Genomic DNA, 21,953 nt, shown 5'->3' on the forward strand with positions numbered 1-21,953 from the left:
AGTTTTTGGCTGCAGAGAGCATTTTTATTGTGTAGATAATTTTTAAGAGAGCAGCATGCGGTCATTTGTAAGCGCTGCACCTTGAGCAGTATGAAAGCGTGCTAAAAGATCATCGACAGTAAGAGATTTTTTCTCCTCTTCTTTGATGTCAAAGAGGATCGTTCCCTCATTCATCATGATAATCCGGTTGCCATATTTAAGAGCATCGCTCATGTTGTGTGTGACCATCATGGCGGTAAGTTTATCTCGTTTAATAAATTCGTCTGTTAGATTTAAAACAGTTGCAGCTGTTTTAGGGTCAAGTGCTGCTGTATGTTCGTCTAAAAGCAAAAGCTTGGGCTTTTGTAGGGTCGCCATCAAAAGAGTCAGCGCCTGACGTTGCCCGCCGGAAAGAAGACCGACCTTGCTGGTCAAACGATTTTCCAGTCCCAAATCTAATACTTTTAATTTTTCCTGATAGAGTTTGCGCTCTTCTTTTGTGATGCCCCAGCGCAGTGTCTTCCTTTGTCCACGACGATAAGCCAGTGCAAGATTTTCTTCGATGCCCATGTCGCCTGCAGTACCGCGCATCGGGTCTTGAAAAACACGGCCAAGATATTTTGCACGTTTAAACTCAGGTAAACGAGAAACCTCTGTGCCGCCCAAGACAATCGAACCACTGTCGCAGGGAAAAACACCTGCCACTAAATTTAGTAAGGTGCTTTTTCCGGCACCATTTCCGCCGATAATGGTAACAAAATCTCCAGGGTTGAGATGGAGATCAATGCCAATTAGCGCTTTCTTTTCATTGACGGTTCCTTTATTAAATGTTTTACATACATTTTTAAGTGTTAACATCTGGCATTCCTCCTCACTCTTTTTGATCAATTTCGTCCGGATCTTTATCCGAATCATCAATGCTGTCTTCCACTGCGCGGTCAGGGACAAGCGGCGGCGGAAGTTTTTCCTTGCGGCGTGCAGACCATATTTGGACTTTCTTTTTCAATGTTGGGAAGAAAAGTGCCAGTGCCACGATGATGGAAGAAAGCAGTTTCATGTCCTGTGATTTGAGGCCCATAAAGAGAACCAAAGCAATAATGATACGGTAAACAACAGAACCTCCCAGCATAGCGATGAGCCGTGCAATAAAGCTGAGGTGATGTCCGAGCAATACTTCACCGATAATGACAGAGGCAAGACCGATTACGACGGTACCAATTCCCATGCTGACATCACCAAACCCCTGTACCTGTGCGACAAGGGCACCGGAAAGACCCACAAGACCGTTGGAGAGGACCAATGCCAGAATGGTCATGGTGTCTGTGTTGACGCCCAAAGAACGTACCATGTAGGGATTGTTGCCGGTAGCGCGGATAGAGCAGCCGATTTCGGTACCGAAAAACCAATACATCAAAGCAATGATAATTGCGGCAATAATACCGCCGAGAAGCAGTTCACAATTATATTTGGAAACGCCGGGCAGCATTGCTTCGACCTTCATATCAACGGTATCAACGCCTAAAAGCGGAATATTTGCCTTATCTCCCATAATGTGCAGGTTAATGGAATAAAGAGCAGTCATAGTAAGAATGCCAGCTAAGATCCCCGGGATTTTCATTTTGGTATTGAGAAAACCTGTTAAAAATCCGCAGACCATTCCACCCAGAAGTGCCACCAAAAGCGACAAGAACGGGTCCATGCCCTTTGCGGTTAAAATGGCAGAAATTGCACCGCCGGTCGCGAAAGACCCATCTACCGTCAGATCGGCAAAATCCAGTACCCGAAAGGTAATGTAAACGCCTAAAGTCATGATGCCCCATAAAATTCCCTGCGCGGCTGCGCCGTGAACGGCACCCAGTAAGTTTGAAATATCCATATTCTATAACCCCGATATCATTGATTTTCAGCGCAATGGGCGGTGAGTTGCCCCACCGCCCGAAAGTGCAGATCTAGTTTTTCTGTATGTTAAGAAGCACTGGAGACATCTTGCCCTTTTGTGATTTTTTCGGGCAGTGTAATACCGAGCAGTTTTGCAGTAGCGCTGTTGTAGGAAATATCGTAATTTTCCTGATATTCAATAGGCATTTCGCCGACCTTTGCTTCACCGCGCAAAACCTTTGCTGCCATTTTGCCTGTCTGTTTGCCGAGTTCTTCATAATTAATACCAACAGTGCACAAACCTCCATTAGAAACCATGCCGCTTTCGCCGACGATAACGGGCAGCTTATTTTGGTTGGTGATTGCTGCTACGTTTTTCATACCGGAGGCCAGCATATTATCAGTTGGAATGTAGACTGCCTGCACTTTTCCAACCATGGACTGTGCTACTTGCTGAATTTCATTGGAATTGGAAACCGTAAATTCCTGAGACTTGATTCCCAGAGCATCGCAGGCTTCTTTAGCCCAACCTGCCTGAATCTGGCTGTTTGTTTCACTGGAGCAATACATAATCCCGATCGTTTCAACATTCGGAACAATTTCTTTAATTAGGTCAATCTGTTCTTTAACCGGCGTTTTATCGCTGGTTCCGGAAACATTTTTTCCAGGCGCTTCGTTGGAAGCAACCAATTTGGATTCGGCTGGATCAGTGACCGCTGTAATGAGAACCGGTGTATCTGTAATGACCTTTGCAACAGCCTGTGCCGCAGGAGTGGCAATCGCAAGGACTAGATCCGGCTTTTTATTGGCAAACGTATTGGCGATTGTTGCACAGTTTGATTGTTCCCCTTGAGCATTCTGCACATCGTAAGTAACGTTTACGCCCTCTTTAAAGCCTTCGTCTTCAAGCGCTTCTTTAAACCCCTTGAGAGAAGCATCCATCGCAGGATGGGTCATCAGTTGTGCAACTCCGATTGTATAAGTTTTACCGTTCGCAGTTGAAGTAGCAGTGCCGGAAGTGGTGGCAGAACTGCTGGAGTTTCCTCCGCATGCCGTCATCGAAACAGCACATACCGCAGCCATCATGCCAGCTAAAATCTTATGAAACTTTTTCATGTTGGTTCCTCCTCCATCGCTTTTGGTAGTTAAACCGTTTAATGCTTTAAAGCAACGATTAATAGTAGTATTTTACAAGGAAAGCAGGCTGATGTCAATAGAAAATCAAAAATCTATTAAAATAGAAGAATTTTTTTAAAAAGCGTAAGGAGCCGTGTTATAATAGAAAAAAACAAATCGGAGGAACCGGAATGGAAGCTGTATTATACTGTTATGACGGGGAAAAGCCGACTTTTAAACTGACTGCAGATCCGGATGGAAATGATGATGGAGGAAGACCATATGATCTTCCAAAAGGATATCATGTGGAAGAGACGAAAGACGGGCCTCAAATTATGGGAGAACTCCCCTGCACATTGGAAGAACATAATGGAAAGCCGGTTTTAGTAGACCGTAAAAGCCGAAAGGCTTATCTTTTGGAACGTAGCCGCCGGATTACGCAGCGGCGCGAAGAGATGGGAATGACCCGCCAGGAACTGGCAGATGCGCTGGGAGTTACGTTGATGGAAGTGTATCAGTGGGAGACCTATGAAGTAGAGATCGGCACAGCTATTTTGGGGCGGATTGCGAAAGTACTGGATTGCGAAACAATGGATTTAATTAATTAAAAGAGAAAGCAAATTTTAAACAAAAAAAGGGTGTGATTTTCGATCGAAAATCACACCCTTTTTTAAAAGAATTATTGTCCTTTGAGAATACTGTTTAAAAATTCTTTTGTGCGGGGCTGTGTTGGGTTGGAAAAAATCTGTTCAGGGGTTCCCTCTTCCAAAATCACACCTTGATCCATAAAGATCACTTTATTTGCGACTTCTCTTGCAAAGCTCATCTCGTGAGTGACCACGATCATGGTCATACTGTCACGGGCAAGCTGCTTCATGGTATCGAGTACCTCGACGGTCAATTCCGGGTCCAAAGCCGAAGTTGGTTCGTCAAACAGCAGAATATCGGGGTGCATCATCAGTGCACGGGCAATCGCGACCCGCTGTTTCTGTCCGCCGGAAAGCTCGCGCGGATAGCTGTCCGCTTTTTCCGAAAGTCCGACTTTGTTTAGGTATAGCGCACAATCATCGGCCGTGATTTTAGGATCCTGCTTTTTCACAAGTTTTGGGGCCAACTCCAGATTCTTTCGAACGGTCAAATGAGGGAAAAGATTAAAGTGCTGAAAAACCATTCCAGTTTTTTCCGTTGCCGTCATAATTTCAGAAGGTTTTCGGTAAACTCCATTTTCTACTAAAGGATCTTCATCAATCCAGATAGAGCCGCCGTCTATTTTTTCGAGGTCGATCAGTGAGCGCAGCAGCGTGGATTTTCCGCCGCCGGATGGTCCGATTACGGCAACAACTTCTCCTTTTTCTACTTCAAAAGAAATATCCCGGAGAACGCAAAGATCGCCAAAAGATTTTTTTAGATTTTTTGCTTTTAAAACAGGCATCATTGTTTCCTCCTTAAAAATTGAATTTCTTTTCTAATTTTTTGAAAATAACAGATGGGATAGTGGTCAAAACCAAATAGAAGATAGCGGCAAAAACATAGGGGACGAAGGTTGCCTGAGAGTTGACAATGTTGGTGGCATTCTGCAGCAGCTCTTCAATTCCGAGTGCAAAAATCAGCGAAGTGTCTTTTACAAGTGTGATCGTTTCATTTGCGGTAGAAGGCAGTGCAACCCGGAACATCTGCGGAAAAACAACGTGCAGATACATTTGACTTTTGGAAAGGCCAAGCACTTTGGAAGCTTCGTACTGTCCGGGGTCGACCGCTAAAAGCCCGCCGCGGAAAATTTCGGCAAAATAAGCGGCATAGTTTAAGGTAAACGCCAATGTACAGGCAAATGAACGGCTCGTAATGACTAAATGAGGGCCGATTCCCGGTATGTAATAAAGCCCGTAAAATAAGATCAGCATCTGTAGAAGTAAAGGTGTTCCGCGAAGAATATAGATATAAAATTCAAAAAGCCAACGAACGGGCTTGATCGAACAGCGAACACCGAGCATTACCAAGATGCCAAGAATTAACGACAAAGGGAGTACAATGATAAAAAGCTGCATGGTTACCAAAGATCCCTTGCACAGTTGTTGGAACATGACGGAAAAGTCCATGAAAGAACCTCCTCAAAAATAAGATGGAAAAAGGCCGCGATATCGCAGCCTTTCAGCGCTTTTTAATGGATTTTAAAAAATTAGCCTTTGTACATTGTATCAGAGCCGAACCAGTTGGTTGCAATCTTTGCAGCGGTTCCATCGCTGATTGTCTCGTCAAGTGCTTTCTGAATTTCTTCCATGAGAGCTTCGTTGCCTTTCTTTACAGCAACTCCATAAAGCTCATTTGCAAGAGAATCATCAAGAATGACGAAAGGATACTGATCGGCTTGCTTGGCAAGATAATAATTGGCAACAACCGAATCCATAATGGCGGCGTCTGCACGTCCGGTAGAAATTTCATTGAGGCACAGAACGTTGTCTTTCAGCTCCGTCACATTTGCGGTAATGCCGGCGTCTTTCCAAGCATCAACTGCTGTGGATTCTTTCTGCATGACAACATTTTTGCCATTGAGATCCGCTTTGCTTTTAATATCGGAACCTTTCTTGACGACAATCACCTGTTTGTTTTCCATATAGGGCTTTGAGAAACACATTTTTTCTTTGCGTTCATCGGTGATGGTCAGACCGTTCCAAAGCAGGTCCACTTTTCCGGTATCGAGTTCTGCTTCTTTAGAGCTCCAGTCGATGGGCTGAATCACAAGCTTTTTGCCCATCTTATCTTCAATGACCGCCTTTGCAAGATCAATATCAAAACCGACGACATTATCTCCATCTTTAAATCCCATCGGGGCAAAATTGACATCGCAGCCTAAAACTAAGGTGTCTTTGCTTGCTGTAGAAGCAGCGGCAGAAGAAGCAGCTGTTGATGCGGAACTATTGGAACTACTACCGCAAGCGGACAACGCCATTACAGTAGCGGCCGCGAGTACCAAAGAAAGTATCTTTTTCATTTTGTAAATCCTCCTAAATTCCTGAGTTAAAAATATTCAGTAATTCACTTTTTCACTTTATCATGCTATCATGATAATTGTCCAAAACTTATTATATCGAATTTTTCTTGATTTGGGAAGAGAAAAAGAAAGATTTTTTTGAAAGAATCGGTTTTTATAGTATTTTTGGAGGATTCGTTTGAGAATTCGTCTTTCTCTTGAAAAAATTCATCAACAATGCGATAATTAGAAGAAAAGAAAAATATTCAGAAGGAGGAACCCAAAATGAGGGCAATCTGGATCGTTTTAGATAGTTTTGGAGCGGGTTCTTTACCGGACGCTGCAGATTATGGAGATGAAGGCGCTAATACACTTTTGCACATTGCACAGAATGCAAAAAACTTTTCTTTGCCGAATCTTGAAAAAATGGGATTGGGAAAGTTTTTTCCGACCCCTCACCTGAGAAATGATCTGCCGGCAGAGGGTGCTTTTGGCAGAGCAGAAGAGCAGTCCGCCGGCAAAGATACCACAGCGGGGCATTGGGAAATGGCCGGTGTGATTACAAAACAAAAATTCCCGACTTTTCCAAACGGTTTTCCAAGCGATTTTATCGAAGCGTTTGAGAAAGCCTGCGGACGCGGCATCTTAGGAAATAAGGCGGATTCTGGTACGGCTATTATTGAAGAGCTGGGAACTGAGCAGTTAAAAACCGGAAAACTGATCGTCTATACTTCTGCGGATAGCGTCCTGCAAATTGCGGCACACGAAAAAGTGATTCCGCTTTCGGAATTATATTCTATCTGTAAAATTGCGCGTGAGATGATGCAGGGACCGCTCGGCGTCGGCAGAATCATTGCACGCCCATTTATCGGGGAGCCGGGACATTTTGTGAGAACTTCTAATCGTCGTGATTTTTCTTTGGAGCCAATGGGGATAACGGTGCCAGATCTTGTGAAGAAGTCTGGACTGCCCAGCATTGCTGTTGGAAAAATTTCCGATATTTTTGCGGGTCGTGGTTTTACCGAAAGTGTTCATACGGTTGATAATGCAGATGGAATCGAAAAAACGCTGCAGATGATGGGACGCTATGAGGAAGGGTTGATTTACACCAATCTTGTGGACTACGATATGAAATACGGCCATCGCCGCGATGTGCAGGGATATGCAGATGCGCTGATGGCATTTGATCATCGTTTGCCGGAAATTCGTGCGAAAATGAATGATCATGACCTTCTGATCATCACTGCAGATCACGGCTGTGATCCAACGTGGAAGGGAACCGACCACACGAGAGAATATATCCCGATTTTGGCAGTGGGTACATCTGTACCTGCAAATACGAATCTTGGTATTCGGGAGACTTATGCCGATATCGGTGCGACTGTCACGAAATTCTTGGGCTGCGGATCACTGCTGGCAGGAACTTCGTTTCTTAAATAAGAAAGAAAAAAATCCCGCTGATTATTTTAAAAGCGGGACTTCCTTATTTTCTAAAGGGAGTAAGACATGATATTTCCAAACCAAAATCCACTGTAGCGGCGATTATATTGCAAAAATTCTTCCAGACAAAAATATCCTTCTTTTCCCCACGAGGCTGCGTGCAGAAAATGACCTTTTGGAGAGATGATTTGATCGCCGAGAAATAGCAGATAGTGGGAACAAAGCCGATCAAATGGGATAAAATTACCATTTTTAAAGGAATAGAAGGGGATGGAATGTCCCCCAAACGGATTGGGGAAATTTTGGCCGACTTCGACAATAGAGGGACAGCCTTCTTTGAGAAGCTTTTCGAGAGCTTTAAAAAAAGCAGTTTGTGTGGTTTCCCAATGCGTGTGAAGAGAAAAATTGTAACATTCAGCATAGTGATTGATTGCGTGAGAAAGCATGGGACTTTGGATGCCGATTTTTGGAAAAATGGGAAGATAAAGTCGATACAGCAGCAGTAAAAAAGAGAGATACTCTTTTTCTTCAATCCAATCATTTTTAATAAAGGAAACTTTTTTGGTAAGAGGGGTTTCAGGCAAAAGACCATTTTTAGTCAGCAATAGGAGAAAATCTCCCATAGAAACAAGCCCACAGCCTGATTTGCTGAGGATATCAGCCCGCCTTTGAGAGATAAGGGGGGAGCTTTTGAGCCAGGCTTGGTTTCCAAAAAAAGAAAAAGAACCATCTTTGCGGTGGATTCGTATCATGTTCATGGAGAAAACTCCTTTCAGTTGGAGAGTGAATGAAATAACGGAGGGTAATACATATGGGGGTACAGGCAGGAACACAGGAAGAAAAGTTTGATCTAATGACAAAGACACCAGTAGACCGCTTAATCTGCAAATTAGCGGTACCGACAATTTGCAGTATGCTGGTTACAAGTGTCTATAATATGGCTGATACCTATTTTGTTGGACAAATTGGGACCAGTGCAACGGGAGCGGTTGGAGTTGCATTCTCAATGATGGCGATCATTCAGGCACTGGGATTCTTCTTTGGACAGGGTTCAGGCAGTTATATTTCCAGGCGGCTGGGGGCAAAAGATCTCGATGATGCATCTAGAATGGTGACAACCGGCGTCTTTTCCGCAGCGATCTGCGGAGCAATTGTCGGGACGTTAGGACTCATTTTTTTGAAATCACTTGCATGGGCGCTTGGTTCTACCGAAACCATTCTTCCATATGCCTGCGAGTATTTGAAGTATATTTTGATTGGTACACCGTGGATGGTAGCTTCTCTTACCTTAAATAACCAGCTGCGCTTTCAAGGACGTGCACTTTATTCCATGATCGGGATCATGACCGGTGGAATTCTAAATGTCGGGCTTGATCCGCTTTGTATTTTTGTATTTCATATGGGAATCGGAGGAGCGGGTTTTGCAACGATGATGAGTCAGGCGGTCAGCTGCGCACTTTTGGTAGCAGGAACTTTCCAAAAGGGAAATCTGCGGATTCATTTCCGTAATTTTACCCCCAACGCCAAGTATCTAAAGGGTATTTTTCAGGGCGGGTTCCCGTCCCTTTGCCGTCAAAGCCTTGCAAGTATTGCAACGATCTGCCTTAATTTTGCGGCGGGGGCCTATGGAGATGCTGCAATCGCTGCTATGTCCATTGTCATGCGTATTTCAAACTTTACCGGCTCAGCTGTTATCGGTTTCGGCCAGGGATTTCAGCCGGTTTGTGGATTCAATTATGGCGCGAGAAAATTTGACAGAGTTTTAAAAGGATTTTGGTTCTGCGTGCGAATTGGAACGATTATAATGCTCTGTCTCAGTGTTTTGGCTTTCATATTTTCACCACAGATTGTTATGCTGTTTCGAAGAGATGATCCGCAGGTTATTGAAATCGGAGCGCTGGCCCTTAAGGCGCAATGCATGGCTATGCCGCTTTTGGCGTGGATTTCTCTTGGCAATATGATGCAGCAGGTTATTGGTCAATCTGTCCGTGCAACCATTATGGCACTTGCCCGTCAGGGATTATTCTTTCTTCCGCTTCTGGCAATTCTGGTGCCGCATTTTGGCCTTTTTGGAATCCAGATTTGTCAGCCGGCTTCTGATTTTTGTACAGCATTGCTGGCAATTCCGGTTTGTGGGAAGACGATCAAAGAATTAAAATTGGGTACGATTATCGAGCCATCAAAAAAAGCGGAAAAAGCAGGCTGATTTTTTAATTTTGCTGTCCGTAATTGTAAAGTGCAAAATGGCGCATCGCAGCAATATCATTTGGGTCGAGAGGATCCGGCATCTTTCCGATTGCACGGATACGCCAATAAATTTCAGATGTCATTTCGAGAACTTTGGCTGCTTTGAATGCTTCTTTCTGTGTGCGGCCAATGCAGACTGCGCCGTGTGATTTTAGAAGGCAGGCATTTTCTCCATGGGAGAGCGCATTTGCGCAGGCTTTAGCGAGTTCTTTACTTCCAGGCAGCGAATACGGACATACTTTTACTGGAGCACTGAGCGCCTGTGCGGCTTCATCAAGAAAAAGCGGAATTTGTTCTCCAATACAGGAAAAAATGGTCGAATAGATCGGGTGTGTATGAATAACCGCATTGATTTCTGGTCGGGTGCGATAAATTGCGAGATGCAAATCTTTTTCGACAGAAGGCTTTCTAGTGCCGCAAGAAATTCTGCCATCCGGAAAAAGCACAACAATATCTTCTTCCGTGCAGGTTTCGTAGTCCATCGCGCTTGGAGTTAAATAAATGAGTTCAGTTTCCGGATCACGGAGACTCAAATTTCCCCATGTTTCCACTGTTAGTCCGGAATGAAGAAGTGTTTTTCCGGCCTCAATCAATGCTTTTCGATAAGGATACATGATAAAACCTCTTTTTTATGATAAACTCTTTTATCAGTATAAAAAATCTGTTTGCAAAAAACAAGGACAAGAGAGAAAATTTCTTTTTAATAAAAGCTGCATATTTTTGCGCGAAAGGATGAATTTTTGTAATGACTGTTTTTCAAAAATTAGAACGCTGTTTTCAAAGCGTAGAGAATAAAATTCCGTTTGTCCCAAAAGTAGCTTTGATTCTGGGTTCCGGATTAGGTGATTACGGAGATTATGTAAAGATGGAGGGAACAATCGATTATCATGAGATCGAAGGGTTTCCGGTGTCTACCGTTCCCGGACATAAAGGGCGCTTTTTATTTGCCCATATTGGAAAAGTCCCCGTCGTGATGATGCAGGGAAGAGTTCATTATTATGAAGGATATTCTATGCAGGACGTAGTATTGCCGACGCGTTTGATGAGACGACTTGGTGCGGAAATTCTGTTTCTCACAAATGCTGCGGGCAGTGTAAATCCGGATTTTTGTGCGGGTGATTTTATGCTGATTAAAGATCAGATTTCGGATTTTGTGCCGTCTCCGTTGATTGGAAAGAATCCGGACGAGCTAGGTCCCCGTTTCCCTGATATGAGCGAAATTTATGATCGGGATTTACAGGAGCTTCTGAAAAAGGAAGCCGAAAATCTTGGAATTTCGCTTCGGGAAGGGACCTACCTTCAGTTTACCGGCCCCAATTTTGAGAGTCCTGCTGAGGTTCGTATGGCACGCGTTTTGGGTGCAGATGCGGTTGGAATGAGTACCGCTTGTGAGGCAGTTGCTGCCAATCATATGGGAATGAAGATCTGTGGGATTTCGTTTATCTCGAATCTTGGGTGCGGAATCGGAGACCATCCGCTTTCTCATCAAGAAGTAGGAGAGGCGGCTAAAATTGCGGCGCCCCGGTTTAGAAAATTGGTGACGGCCGGGATTACTGCTATGGGAGAGACTGTTTTGCAGAAATAATGGGAGGAGAAAAAATGAAATTTCAGTATCCGGAGAATGTTGCACTGAATGAATCGGAAACGGCAGTGGTGATCTTAGACCAGAGCATTTTGCCCAATGAAACCCGCTTTTTAACGCTCTTAACACCGGAATCATGCTATGAGGCAATCCAAAAGCTTCGGGTTCGGGGGGCTCCGGCGATCGGGATTTTTGCGGGATATGCACTCTATATCCTCTCTAAGACAATTCGTGCGGATTCCTTTCCTGTATTTTTTCAAAAGCTTTGTGAAGTTGGTTCCTATCTCAATTCCTCGCGGCCAACAGCGGTTAATCTGAGTTGGGCGATTAAGCGAATGGAAAAGACTGCCGAAAAGAATCAAGAAAAATCGATTGCTGAAATTATTGCCATATTAGGGAAAGAGGCTCATGCCATTCAACAGGAAGATATCGATATGTGCCATTCTATTTCGGAATATGGACTTTCGCTTTTTAAAGAAGGGGATGGCCTTCTGACTCATTGTAATGCAGGACCTTTGGCAACTTCCCTTTATGGAACGGCGTTAGGACCGATGCTTCTCGCAAAAGAAAGGGGCAGAAATTTTCACGTCTTTTCGGATGAGACAAGACCTCTTTTGCAGGGAGCCCGACTTACGAGTTACGAACTGCAGAAAGCGGGCATTGATGTAACGCTGATCTGTGATAATATGGCTTCTCTGGTGATGAAAAATGGTTGGGTAAATGCCTGTTTTGTCGGTTGTGACCGAGTCGCAGCAAATGGGGATGTCGCCAATAAAATTGGAACAAGCGGAGTGGCAATTCTTGCAAAGCATTATGGCATTCCTTTTTATGTGCTCGGACCTACTTCTACCATTGATCTTTCCTGCAAGAGCGGAGATGATATTCGGATTGAACTGCGTGATCCGGAAGAAATTCGTGAAAAGTGGTATCGGGAACCGATGGCGCCGGAGCATGTAAAATGCTATAATCCGGCGTTTGATGTGACAGATCATACGCTGATTACTGCGATTGTAACGGAAAGCGGAATTTGCCGCCCGCCTTTTACAGAGAGTTTAAAAAAAGCATGTCAAACTTCTAAATATCAATCTGCGAGATAAGGAGGAAATCTCTATGAAAATTCGGATACGAAATGTAAAAATAGAAACCATGGAAGAGGGAAAATCTGTATTTCTCGGAGAACTTCGGACAAATGATGATCAAATTACTTATGTCGGTCCGGAAAAAGAGGATGAAGAATCTTTTGACCGTACGATCGACGGCAGAGGAAATCTGATTCTGCCTGGATTCAAAAATGCGCATACCCATTCTCCGATGACCTTCTTGCGTTCTTATGCGGATGATTTACCGCTTTTAGATTGGCTCAATCAGCAGGTGTTTCCGATGGAGGCACAGCTCCGAAAAAAAGATATTGGCCCACTTACTAAACTTGCCATTCTGGAATATCTAACAAGCGGGATTACGGCATGCTTTGATATGTATCTTTTTCCGAAAGAGGCAGCACAGGCTGCTGTTGAGAGCGGATTTCGAATGGTCCTCTGCGGCAGTGTCAATGATTTTACCAGCAGTCCCGAAGAACTTTCAGAAGACCATAAGACGTTTAATCATTTTGACCCGTTAATCACGCATCAGTTGGGATTTCACGCGGAATATACCACTGCTCCGGAACGTATGAAAAAGATTGCAAAATTGGCATATGAATTTGAGGCACCGGTTTATGTGCATAATTCTGAGAGCGTTTCTGAGGTGGAGCAGTGTAAAAAAAGGACCGGGATGACGCCGACCGCTTTTATGGATAGTCTCCATTTGTTCGATTTCGGCGGGGGCGGATTCCATTGTGTCCATATGACGCCTCAGGATCTTGATATTTGCGTAAAGCGCGGAATTTCAGTCATTACGAATCCGGCTTCCAACGCAAAGCTTGCCAGCGGAATTGCTCCGCTGTGCGAGATGGAAAAGAAAAAGATTAATCTTGCGATTGGAACGGACGGACCAGCCAGCAATAACTGCCTTGATATGTTCCGAGAGATGTTCTTGACGACGGCATTGCAGAAGCTTTCACTGAATGACGCCTCTGCAATGGATGCCAATACGGTTCTTCGCATGGCAACGGTAGGCGGTGCAAAAGCCATGCGGCTGTCAAATTGTGAAACACTTTCTCCGGGACAGCAGGCCGATTTAATCATGATTGATCTTCATCAGCCAAATATGCAGCCCGAGAATAACCTTTTAAAGAATCTGGTTTACAGCGGCAGTAAACAAAATGTAAAGATGACAATGGTTGCTGGAAGAATTCTTTACGAAGATGGAAAATTTTCAATTGGAGAAGATCCGGAGAAAATTTATCAGCAAGCAAATGAAATTATCGCCGAAAAAAAAGAAATGGCAGAACAGGCCGCAAAAAATAAATAAAAAAAGTCCCATTCGGCATATTTGCAGCCGAGCGGGACTTTTTATTTTGATTAATTAGAAAGATGCTTTTGGGCGATTGGAATCAGTCGCGGATATAAAAGCTCAATGCCCATTGTGATAACTGGTACCATAACGGCACTCTTGATAAAGCGAACAGAGAGCAGCGCTGCAAGGGAAGTATCTGTGATCATCGAAAGCCAGAAGCTGTTAAGAAGCAGCTGTGTGGTGCAGACACAGAAAGCGGCGGTCAGGGAGCGCAGCCAAGAGATCGGGCGTTTATGAAGGATCAGCCCATAAAGAGCGCCTGCGAGAAAACTGGTCAGTGTGATTCCGGGAAAATAAGCACCGGTCGGAAAAAGAAAAGTTCCAAGGATATCTGCAACAGCACATCCAAGGCCACCCACCAAAGGGCCAAAAAGAAAGCCCAATAAAGAAGCAGGGATAAAGCCAAACCCGATTCGGGCGATTGGGGTGCTGATGGAACAAAACCGACCGAGAATGATATCCAGCGCTACAAGAAATGCGATTGTAGTCAGCCGGATCAGCGTGGAATGATTTTTCATATTGATTCCTCCTCTGAAATCGGCGATGCCACAAACAGAGAAGACTCTTTTGTGACAGCGGATGCGAAAGCACATCATCCGGTCGTATTTCGACCGCGTCGTCCGACAGCAACTTCCCGTCCATCGGCACTTTATGCGTACTTTCTACTCTGTACAAAGATTTACAATCTCATTCTACACGCTTTTTTATTTTTTGGAATAGCCAAAGCCCAAAAAAATTAAAAAGGGCAATCTTAATAGAATGAGGAAATTCACTTTCAATAAAAACAGAAAAAATCACGAAGAAAAGGGCCAAACACATAGGGTGAAAAATTTCACTCGCTGTGTTTGGCCCTTTTTATTTATGTTTTATGAAACTGAATGAATCAAAATAAGTCTGTGCTTTTAAAAGTCACAGCTTAATTTCACCAAAACTTTTAGAATCTTTGGCACATGGGACTCATCCCTTAATCTTTATTTTTGTTGATACAGAAGTTTCGCCCGTAAGAACTTGGTGCATTGGAATCCACTCCCCGTAAAATTTTGCCGCTTCCGGAATACGGCGTTCCGTTTTTTCTATGCCATTGGATTCACCCCTTTTGTTTTTCTTTGTCTGTATTATAACAGGCCGTTTTATAAATTGCAAGCTTATTTTGCAATATTTTAAAATAAAATTGCAAAATTATTTTAAAATAATTAATCTATGAACAAATTTTAAACGTTATTGAAAAATTATTAAATAATTATTCAAAATTAACTTTGGATGAGCTTGAAATTTTTCAAAAATTTAAACAAAAAAGTTAATTTTTTTGAGGTGAGCCTCCATAGAATCTCGATCAAAACAGCGTTCCAGAGCAATCCTTTTGGTGATTTTACCAGCTTTGCAAAGATTAAAAATGCTGGTATCCATTGAGATCATTCCTTCTTTAGTACCGGAGAAAATAACAGAATCCAGTTGATGAACTTTTTCTTCGCGAATCATATTTTGTACAGCCAGATTACAGATCATAATTTCAAAGGCTGGCACCATCCCACCATCGACAGAGGGGAGAAGCTGCTGTGAAACAACGGCCTTGAGCACCATCGAAAGCTGTAAGCGGATTTGATGCTGCTGATTGGTAGGGAAAACGTCGATGATGCGGTCGATTGTGCTGACGGCGTTATTGGTATGCAGAGTGGAAAAAATCAGCTGTCCGGTTTCTGCGGCAGTCATAGCCGTTTCGATTGTATCGAGATCGCGCATTTCCCCCAGAAGCAGAACGTTTGGTGCTTGCCGAAGTGCGGCGCGCAGAGCAGTTACATAGTTTTTGGTATCGGAAGCGACCTCCCGCTGAGAGACAATACATTGATTATGGCGGTGAATATATTCAATCGGGTCTTCCATTGTAATAATATGGCCGCTGCGGGTTTTGTTAATTCGATCGATTAAACAGGCAAGTGTCGTGGATTTTCCATTCCCGGCAGGGCCTGTAACAAGTACCAGCCCGCTAGTTAGTTCGCTTAGTTTCATTACTTGGTCCGGAATGCCCAGTTTCGCTGGGTCCGGCAGCTGAAAGAAAATGATGCGGATCACGGCAGCAAGAGAACCACGCTGACGATAGGTGTTTGCCCGAAACCGACCTAAGCCATTAATGGAAAACGAAAAATCATCATCTCCGGTTTGCAGAAGAGAATCCATTTTTCGGTTTTCTGCAAGAACATAAATCTGAGTAATCAGTTCTTTTGTTTCCTGCGGAGAGAGAAGCGTTTTATTTGCATGGGTAAACTTCCCATTACATTTAAATGTGACCGGCAGATGAGAAATAATAAACACATCAGAACAAGATTTTGTAACAGCTTGTGTGAGCAGTTCTTCAATTTTCATAAGATCAATTCCCTTTCCAAAGATTTTGGGACTGTCCGGAGAGATCATCGGGCAGAGAAATCGTATGGGTAGATAAAACGGTATAGCGCGTTTTTTCGGATGGCGCATTAATTTGGATCACTTGCAGCAACTTGGATTTTTCGCTGATAGAATAAGTCAATGTAACCGTATGATCTGCTTCTTCATATTTGGCATCCTGCCCAAGTGTTCCCAGGAAGTTTGAAGCCTGTGCATAATATTGAGCAGGATCGCTGGTATTTTGTTTAATCGTAGAAAGTTCAAGATCAAGTTTTTGCAGGGTTTCCTGACTGAATTCGTCTGCCTGATAATAACTTTGCGTATAATCAAGACTTCGTTCTGTAAGGCGGCTGTCTTTTGAGGCGGTTGAAAGAGCCAATACGCAGAAGCAGGTAAGACATAGAGTGAGAAAAATCATCAGCAGCGAGACAAACCCGATATTGGTGCCCACTCCAATTTTTTCTCTGTGATTCCATCGATTCATGAAGCTGCCTCCTTAGGAAAATATTTTTTTGTTTCCAAAGAACAGAGAGACGTGCTTTCTGAATGAACGGAAATCTGAGCGGTTTTCATAATACCGGTTTCGTTTTGCTCCTCGTTTAGAGAGGCAGTGAGCTGATAAGCGTCGGAGTCGGAAGAAGTGGGCTGCATATCTTTGTCTAACGGGATTACGATTTGGTTTTGCAGAATAGAAGCATTTGGATATTGTTCTTTGATCAGCTCATCAAAATCTTCATTAGAACGAAATAAATCAGCAACCGATTGTGCACAGTTCATGGCCTTCGTTTTAAGCACGGAATTTTCACTCATCGTTTTTGCATGAACAAACAGCTGCAGCGCAATGGCACAGAATAAGGAAAAAAACAAAACGGAAATGGAAATTTCGATCAGCAGACCTACTGATTTTGAGTGGCTTTTCATCTGCTAAGAGCCTCCTTCCCAAGATAGACAGTACGCGTATCTTGTTTTCCATCTGTTCCGGTGATGGAAAACGAAAGAAGGTCAGAAGCAATCCAATGAACGGAAAAATCGGAAGCTTCTACAATCTTTTCAGAGTCGATTGGTTCGCTTCCGGAAAGAACGGTACTTTCCCAAAGAGTATTGTCAGAAAAATAAATATCCGTTTCATAAGTGCTGCCGTTTTCATTTTCAGTAAGAAGGATGGTGTGATTGTCCTTTAGAGAGATAGCTCCTTCAGTTCCACGCAGACGGTTTGCAAGATAGGAGGCACCTGTACGACTTTGATAGGCAAGGTCGGTGTCTTTCTGAATCTTCAGATAAGTCTTCAGACCCAAAACCGTCACAATAATCGTGCAGACTGCAAAAAGGCAAACGAGAAGAAACGGGATCAAAAGTCGTGGAATCGGATGTTCCTTTTCGGTTATAAAATGCTGCATAGGTACCTCCTTTCTGTTGATTAATCCTATTTAAAAGATTTAGGTAGAGCGCGGGATTAGGTGAACTTCCGGCATTAAATTGGTGGAAAATATGCGGTAGTCCACTAGGTATTTTTTATGGTCAATATACAATCCGTAATTTTGTTCCAAATAATCTGTGCTGGAAGGATAGCAGCCTTCCACCGCATAGCAGGTCATCAAGGCCTGATTGACGGCAGTTTGTGCTGCTTGTTGAGATTGCGTTTCCAGAGATTTAGAAAGAGCGCCGGTATGATGAAAGAGCAACGCAAAAAGAATTCCCAACAGACAGATGGTCAAAAATAGAGCTTTTAATCCGCCGGAAGAGCGTTTTTTCATCTGAAAACCACCCCTTTTTTAGCCCATAGAAGACAGAATACCGATTAACGGCAACATAATGCAAAGAAGAATGATACCGATTATTACTGAAAGCACCGCAACTAGAATGGGCTCAATCAAACCCATTGTATTTTCGAGGGATTCCATGGAATCCTCCATAATCTCTTCGGAAAGCTTTTTTAATGCTTGGTCGGTTGCGCCGGCTTTCGCGGAAGTTAGGAGAATACTGGTATGAAATGAGCTGAAAATTTGATTTTTTGCCAAAGCCTCTGCAATAGAAGTTCCATTTTTAAAATCTTTTTTGCAGTTGATCAGTCTATCATCCAGAATTTCATTTTGAATAACACTGGAGGAAAGGTCCAGAGCACGTTCAGGGTCCATGCCGCTTTGCAGCAGCATCGAGAGTGCGGAAGAAAACTGCGAAACTAAAAATCCAGAAATGATTTTTTTGACTTTTGAAATCTTAGCAATCATATGAAGCACCTGCTTTCTTCCTCCGGGGGACAGCGTCATAAGCGCACAGATTCCTAGGAAAAGAAGCAGAATCAAAGAGAGAATCATCGCAGCTTTTCCAATGATCAATGCAGCCAAAATCATAGAATTTTGCTCCATGTAAACGCCTAACTGTGCATAGACGTTCTTAAAAATAGGAAGAATTTTAATAACCAGAAATGCAATCACAGCACTTACTATGCAGATTAAAATTACAGGGTTTAAAATGGAATGCTTGATTTGTGCAGTAATGGTATTTTTTTGTTCGTAATAATCTGCAAGAGATTCACAAACTGTTTGTAATCGCCCGGAAGTTTCTCCGATTTTTACCATCTGTATCGCATATTGAGGGAAAAGGCCAATTTTCTGCATAGCAAAATGCAGCTGAAAAGTTGTTTGAATTTCTGCGTTGAGCTTGGAGAGGATTTCTTTTAGGCTGTCGTCTTTGGAATCCTCCAACATTAGGGAGAGGCAATTCTGAATTGGAATTCCCGCTTTTAGCAGAACCCCCAGACTGTTAAAAAAGAGAGAAAGCAGAGTAGGGGAAAGTTCTTTTTGTTTATGAGCGCGCATGAAATCCCTCCTAGTGTATCGTATATTAAAAATTATTTTAAGAGTCAATAAATATAGCGATTTGTATAGTGAGAACCGTCTCCGATAAAAGTTGACAGGGAGCTGTTGCTCATGCTGGCTGCAAAGGTGGGGTCGATCCGGTTCCATTCATTGGGATCCGCTTCGAATTTTACCGAAATCCATCCGGCGTTTTGCAGATAAACCATATCCCATGCGTGGTAAAGATCGTTTTCTCCTACATAGCCAAAAATCATTTTGGTAGGAATTCCGTTTGAGCGCAACATCACGGCTGCAAGAGAAGCATAATCATAGCAGATTCCTTTTTGACTGCTGAGCGTCTCATCCGGATTCGGAATATAGATCATTTTTAGAGAAGCAGCCTTTTCTTTATCGTAAGAGATATGGTCTTTGATATAATTATATATTTTTGATAGAACCTCCGCATCTGAATGACAATCAGAGGAGAGCTCGTACGCTTTCTGCACAGCGGTACTATCGCTGGAGAAGGGAATATATTGAGTGGAAACCAAAAACGGAGAAAATTCATCTTTGAGTTCTACGGAAAAGGAACTGGTTAGAATTGCAGCATAACGGTCATCTGCAATCTGCTGAAAAATGGTCGCTTCGTAAGTTCCGTTTCCGAGAGAAAGCGGAAATGCATCTGTTTTTCCATAGACCAAATCATAGTAATACGTTTGATCGTCTTTTACGACGCGCAATTTAGCCCGCTTTGTCTGATCACCAGAATAGGAGGCCAAAAAATATCCCTGCGAGATATTTCCAATATCTAAGGCGGCATTGTTTTCTTGAATTACCTGATTCGTTGCAGAAACTTTTGGAAGATTCTGAATCGGAAAGGAAGTGGCTCCGACTATAGTTGAAGCAGGAGAATTTTTTGCATTGAGATTTGAGGAATCTCCACAGCTGCAAAAAAAGATAGTACAGAAAAAGAGGAGACAAATCATTTTAAGAACAAAATGATAAGAAGATATTTTAAATAAATGGCTCGGTTTGCTTTGTTTGAAGTGAGTCATATCTTTTCGAGATTTAATGAATAGCCCTCCTCCCCAGAACAGTCAAAAATAGAAAATGATGGCTGCTTCCATGTGGCATGGCAATTTAATCATTATAAATTCCTTTTTTATGATAGCATATTCAATCATAAAGTAAAGTTTTACCATTCATCTATTCAAAAATCTTCAGGCCTAAATAAATTGATTCCGTGGGCGGGTTTAAAATTAAGATTTTATAAAAGGCAGTTGCCTTTTAGTTAAGGCTAATTTGTTGCTGTTTATAAAACAATAATAATTATTATTTCTTTGATTAAACTAAACAAATTTAAAAATATTTTAGTTGAAATTAAGTATAATTTATGCTATTATAATTAATAGAAACGAAAAAGCTTTTATGCGTTTTAATTTTAGAATTTTGAATTATAACAACAGAGTTGTTTAATCCTATGGGGGTGATCATGCTTATGAATGGATTACATTTAACGGTATATATTTTTAGTGATTCCTTAGAATTGGAATCTTGCTTGCGGAAGGTGCCATTGGAAAAAGATGTTACCTGCGGATTTCTAACATGTCAAAAAATTTCCGAGATTAATTTTAATGAGGGGATGAGTCTTATTATTATTGATCGGGTATCTCTACTATCGGAAATTCGTGCTTTTAAACAAAAAAATGTTACTTCGATTTTTTATGGGCAAGAAAAAGAATTATTACAACTTAATGAAGAAACGTTGTTTTTAGTAGACGGAATCTGGGAAAAATCATCTTCTGAAAAGATGCTTCAGTTTTATTTTGTCAACCGGATCAAAGAGACACGATATAAATATGACGCGTGGCTGTATCAGAACCTCCTGACGGTAACGATTGATAGCATGCCGGAAATGGTTTGGTATAAAAATATTGCCGGTACCCATATGATTGTAAACTCCCAGTTCTGCAAGACCGTACATAAGACAAAAGAACAGATTAAGGGGAAAGGACACTGCTATATCTGGGATCTTCCGCCGGAAGAGTACAAAACTGGGGAATATGCTTGTCAGAAGTCTGATAATGCCGTGATGCAAAAAAGGCAGACATGTATTTCTGAAGAAGCTGTTAAAACAAAGGACGGATTAAAACAGCTTCGTACTTTTAAATCGCCATTGTTTGATATTGACGGCTCTATCATGGGAACTGTTGGAGTTGCACACGATATGACCGACTTTAGCAATATTGGAGTGGAACTGGAAATCTTAATTGAGAATTTTCCATTTCCGCTTGCAATCTGTGATAAGCAATGGAATGTTGTCCGAACCAACCAGAATTTTAAAGCTGTATTTGGGGCTTCAGATTCTGTGTTGGATTATAAAGTGTGGAAAACTTCAACATTTCAGAATGTTTATTTAAAAAAGCGTGATCATAAAAAAACAAAAGTGGAAGAGGTCGTTTTTCAGCGTGAAAATCAGCGTTTGATTTTTGAATTGATTGAACGGGAGATTATAGATGCATTTGGCTATGTATCTGGATATTATTGCCTTTTTACCGATATTACGGTAGAGCGTTCTTACGAAAACAAAATTATAAAGCTGGCTAATACGGATCCTTTGACGCAGGTTTATAATCGCCGTTATTTTTATAATTATATGAAAGATCATTATGGAGAACCAATGACACTTTTTTATATGGATCTGGATCATTTTAAATTGATTAACGATACTTATGGCCATCAGTATGGCGATTATGTGCTCTCTGTTACTGCAAAGCAGATTCAAAAAGTATTTCCGGATGGGCTGGTTGCACGTATGGGCGGAGATGAATTTATAGCTGTTCTTTGTGGCGAATATGATATTTCTGAAATGAATCGGCGGGCACGCCAGTTAGCGAAAATTGAAAGAAATGCGTTTTATAAGAACATTGTTTCAGACGAAAAGTTCCGCAAAAATATTACAATCAGTATTGGAATTGCGCAGACAGATGGGACGAATAAGAGCATTGACGCATTGATTTTAGAAAGTGATGCGCAAATGTACCATCAAAAGAGCAGTATCGAATAAGCATGGATTGATCAGTCTGTATCAAAGAAACAAAAAGGCATGACG

General features: G+C 42.3%; 23 protein-coding genes and 1 riboswitch. Of the genes, 7 read left to right on the forward strand and 16 right to left on the reverse strand.

Annotated features, from left to right (window positions below):
• Positions 1–42: 42 nt before the first annotated feature.
• The 3 genes from OP489_RS02340 to OP489_RS02350 all read right to left on the reverse strand — a co-directional run bounded on the left by OP489_RS02340 (position 43) and on the right by OP489_RS02350 (position 2,973).
• Positions 43–837, reverse strand: coding sequence for an ABC transporter ATP-binding protein (locus OP489_RS02340; protein WP_266162772.1), 795 nt, complete (start codon positions 835–837; stop codon positions 43–45).
• A 13-nt stretch (positions 838–850) separates the two neighbouring features.
• Positions 851–1,855 carry an ABC transporter permease gene (locus OP489_RS02345; RefSeq protein ID WP_266162773.1) on the reverse strand — a complete coding sequence of 335 codons (1,005 nt, stop codon included), beginning with the start codon at positions 1,853–1,855 and terminating at the stop codon, positions 851–853.
• Positions 1,856–1,944: 89 nt separating this feature from the next.
• Positions 1,945–2,973: an ABC transporter substrate-binding protein gene (locus OP489_RS02350; protein ID WP_266162774.1), complete on the reverse strand. Its 1,029-nt coding sequence runs from the start codon at positions 2,971–2,973 to the stop codon at positions 1,945–1,947.
• A gap of 191 nt (positions 2,974–3,164) precedes the next feature.
• Between OP489_RS02350 and OP489_RS02355 the strand changes: the two genes are divergently transcribed.
• On the forward strand, positions 3,165–3,581 hold the full coding sequence (locus OP489_RS02355; RefSeq protein ID WP_266162775.1) for a helix-turn-helix domain-containing protein: 417 nt from the start codon (positions 3,165–3,167) through the stop codon (positions 3,579–3,581).
• 71 nt (positions 3,582–3,652) lie between these two features.
• Here the strand turns inward: OP489_RS02355 and OP489_RS02360 are convergent, their stop codons facing one another.
• The 3 genes from OP489_RS02360 to OP489_RS02370 all read right to left on the reverse strand — a co-directional run bounded on the left by OP489_RS02360 (position 3,653) and on the right by OP489_RS02370 (position 5,962).
• Positions 3,653–4,405 (reverse strand): amino acid ABC transporter ATP-binding protein, encoded by a 753-nt coding sequence (locus tag OP489_RS02360; RefSeq protein ID WP_266163458.1) that lies wholly within the window; start codon positions 4,403–4,405, stop codon positions 3,653–3,655.
• 13 nt (positions 4,406–4,418) lie between these two features.
• Positions 4,419–5,069 (reverse strand): amino acid ABC transporter permease, encoded by a 651-nt coding sequence (locus OP489_RS02365; RefSeq protein WP_266162776.1) that lies wholly within the window; start codon positions 5,067–5,069, stop codon positions 4,419–4,421.
• A gap of 80 nt (positions 5,070–5,149) precedes the next feature.
• Complete coding sequence (locus OP489_RS02370; protein WP_266162777.1) at positions 5,150–5,962, reverse strand: amino acid ABC transporter substrate-binding protein; 813 nt, start codon at positions 5,960–5,962, stop codon at positions 5,150–5,152.
• 264 nt (positions 5,963–6,226) lie between these two features.
• Between OP489_RS02370 and OP489_RS02375 the strand changes: the two genes are divergently transcribed.
• The gene (locus tag OP489_RS02375; protein WP_266162778.1) at positions 6,227–7,381 is read left to right on the forward strand and encodes a phosphopentomutase; all 1,155 of its coding nucleotides are present in this window, start codon (positions 6,227–6,229) and stop codon (positions 7,379–7,381) included.
• A gap of 50 nt (positions 7,382–7,431) precedes the next feature.
• Here OP489_RS02375 and OP489_RS02380 read toward each other — a convergent pair whose 3' ends face one another.
• Complete coding sequence (locus tag OP489_RS02380; protein WP_266162779.1) at positions 7,432–8,139, reverse strand: hypothetical protein; 708 nt, start codon at positions 8,137–8,139, stop codon at positions 7,432–7,434.
• Positions 8,140–8,192: 53 nt separating this feature from the next.
• Here OP489_RS02380 and OP489_RS02385 point away from each other — a divergent pair, with 53 nt between their 5' ends.
• Complete coding sequence (locus OP489_RS02385; protein ID WP_266162780.1) at positions 8,193–9,587, forward strand: MATE family efflux transporter; 1,395 nt, start codon at positions 8,193–8,195, stop codon at positions 9,585–9,587.
• A 4-nt stretch (positions 9,588–9,591) separates the two neighbouring features.
• Here OP489_RS02385 and OP489_RS02390 read toward each other — a convergent pair whose 3' ends face one another.
• Positions 9,592–10,242, reverse strand: a complete 651-nt coding sequence (locus OP489_RS02390; RefSeq protein ID WP_266162781.1) for a class II aldolase/adducin family protein — start codon at positions 10,240–10,242, stop codon at positions 9,592–9,594.
• Between the two features lie 131 nt (positions 10,243–10,373).
• On the opposite strand from OP489_RS02390, the gene OP489_RS02395 reads away from it, so the two are divergent.
• Genes OP489_RS02395 through OP489_RS02405 form a run of 3 tightly spaced genes read left to right on the forward strand, consistent with a single transcriptional unit; the run spans position 10,374 to position 13,619 of the window.
• Positions 10,374–11,213 carry a purine-nucleoside phosphorylase gene (locus OP489_RS02395; RefSeq protein ID WP_266162782.1) on the forward strand — a complete coding sequence of 280 codons (840 nt, stop codon included), beginning with the start codon at positions 10,374–10,376 and terminating at the stop codon, positions 11,211–11,213.
• A gap of 14 nt (positions 11,214–11,227) precedes the next feature.
• Complete coding sequence (gene mtnA, locus OP489_RS02400) at positions 11,228–12,307, forward strand: S-methyl-5-thioribose-1-phosphate isomerase (RefSeq protein WP_266162783.1); 1,080 nt, start codon at positions 11,228–11,230, stop codon at positions 12,305–12,307.
• A gap of 13 nt (positions 12,308–12,320) precedes the next feature.
• The gene (locus OP489_RS02405; RefSeq protein ID WP_266162784.1) at positions 12,321–13,619 is read left to right on the forward strand and encodes an amidohydrolase; all 1,299 of its coding nucleotides are present in this window, start codon (positions 12,321–12,323) and stop codon (positions 13,617–13,619) included.
• A 50-nt stretch (positions 13,620–13,669) separates the two neighbouring features.
• On the opposite strand, the gene OP489_RS02410 is transcribed toward OP489_RS02405, so the two are convergent.
• From OP489_RS02410 to OP489_RS02445, 8 genes are all read right to left on the reverse strand, one after another.
• Complete coding sequence (locus OP489_RS02410; RefSeq protein WP_266162785.1) at positions 13,670–14,182, reverse strand: folate family ECF transporter S component; 513 nt, start codon at positions 14,180–14,182, stop codon at positions 13,670–13,672.
• Positions 14,183–14,235: 53 nt separating this feature from the next.
• Positions 14,236–14,336: riboswitch (THF riboswitch) on the reverse strand.
• A 612-nt stretch (positions 14,337–14,948) separates the two neighbouring features.
• Positions 14,949–16,025 (reverse strand): type IV pilus twitching motility protein PilT, encoded by a 1,077-nt coding sequence (locus OP489_RS02415; protein WP_266162786.1) that lies wholly within the window; start codon positions 16,023–16,025, stop codon positions 14,949–14,951.
• Positions 16,026–16,029: 4 nt separating this feature from the next.
• On the reverse strand, positions 16,030–16,527 hold the full coding sequence (locus tag OP489_RS02420) for a hypothetical protein (RefSeq protein ID WP_266162787.1): 498 nt from the start codon (positions 16,525–16,527) through the stop codon (positions 16,030–16,032).
• Positions 16,524–16,964 (reverse strand): hypothetical protein, encoded by a 441-nt coding sequence (locus OP489_RS02425; protein WP_266162788.1) that lies wholly within the window; start codon positions 16,962–16,964, stop codon positions 16,524–16,526. The genes OP489_RS02420 and OP489_RS02425 overlap by 4 nt, the downstream gene beginning before the upstream one ends.
• Positions 16,961–17,440 carry a DUF4860 domain-containing protein gene (locus OP489_RS02430; RefSeq protein WP_266162789.1) on the reverse strand — a complete coding sequence of 160 codons (480 nt, stop codon included), beginning with the start codon at positions 17,438–17,440 and terminating at the stop codon, positions 16,961–16,963. Before OP489_RS02430 ends, OP489_RS02425 begins: the two co-directional genes overlap by 4 nt.
• A gap of 39 nt (positions 17,441–17,479) precedes the next feature.
• Positions 17,480–17,797 carry a hypothetical protein gene (locus tag OP489_RS02435; protein WP_266162790.1) on the reverse strand — a complete coding sequence of 106 codons (318 nt, stop codon included), beginning with the start codon at positions 17,795–17,797 and terminating at the stop codon, positions 17,480–17,482.
• An 18-nt stretch (positions 17,798–17,815) separates the two neighbouring features.
• Positions 17,816–18,862: a type II secretion system F family protein gene (locus OP489_RS02440; protein ID WP_266162791.1), complete on the reverse strand. Its 1,047-nt coding sequence runs from the start codon at positions 18,860–18,862 to the stop codon at positions 17,816–17,818.
• Between the two features lie 44 nt (positions 18,863–18,906).
• Positions 18,907–19,620, reverse strand: a complete 714-nt coding sequence (locus OP489_RS02445; protein ID WP_266162792.1) for a transglutaminase domain-containing protein — start codon at positions 19,618–19,620, stop codon at positions 18,907–18,909.
• A 719-nt stretch (positions 19,621–20,339) separates the two neighbouring features.
• Between OP489_RS02445 and OP489_RS02450 the strand changes: the two genes are divergently transcribed.
• The gene (locus OP489_RS02450) at positions 20,340–21,908 is read left to right on the forward strand and encodes a diguanylate cyclase (protein ID WP_266162793.1); all 1,569 of its coding nucleotides are present in this window, start codon (positions 20,340–20,342) and stop codon (positions 21,906–21,908) included.
• The last annotated feature ends 45 nt before the right edge of the window (positions 21,909–21,953 follow it).

This window comes from Caproicibacterium sp. BJN0003 (genome assembly GCF_026314295.1).
GTDB lineage: Bacteria > Bacillota > Clostridia > Oscillospirales > Acutalibacteraceae > Caproicibacterium.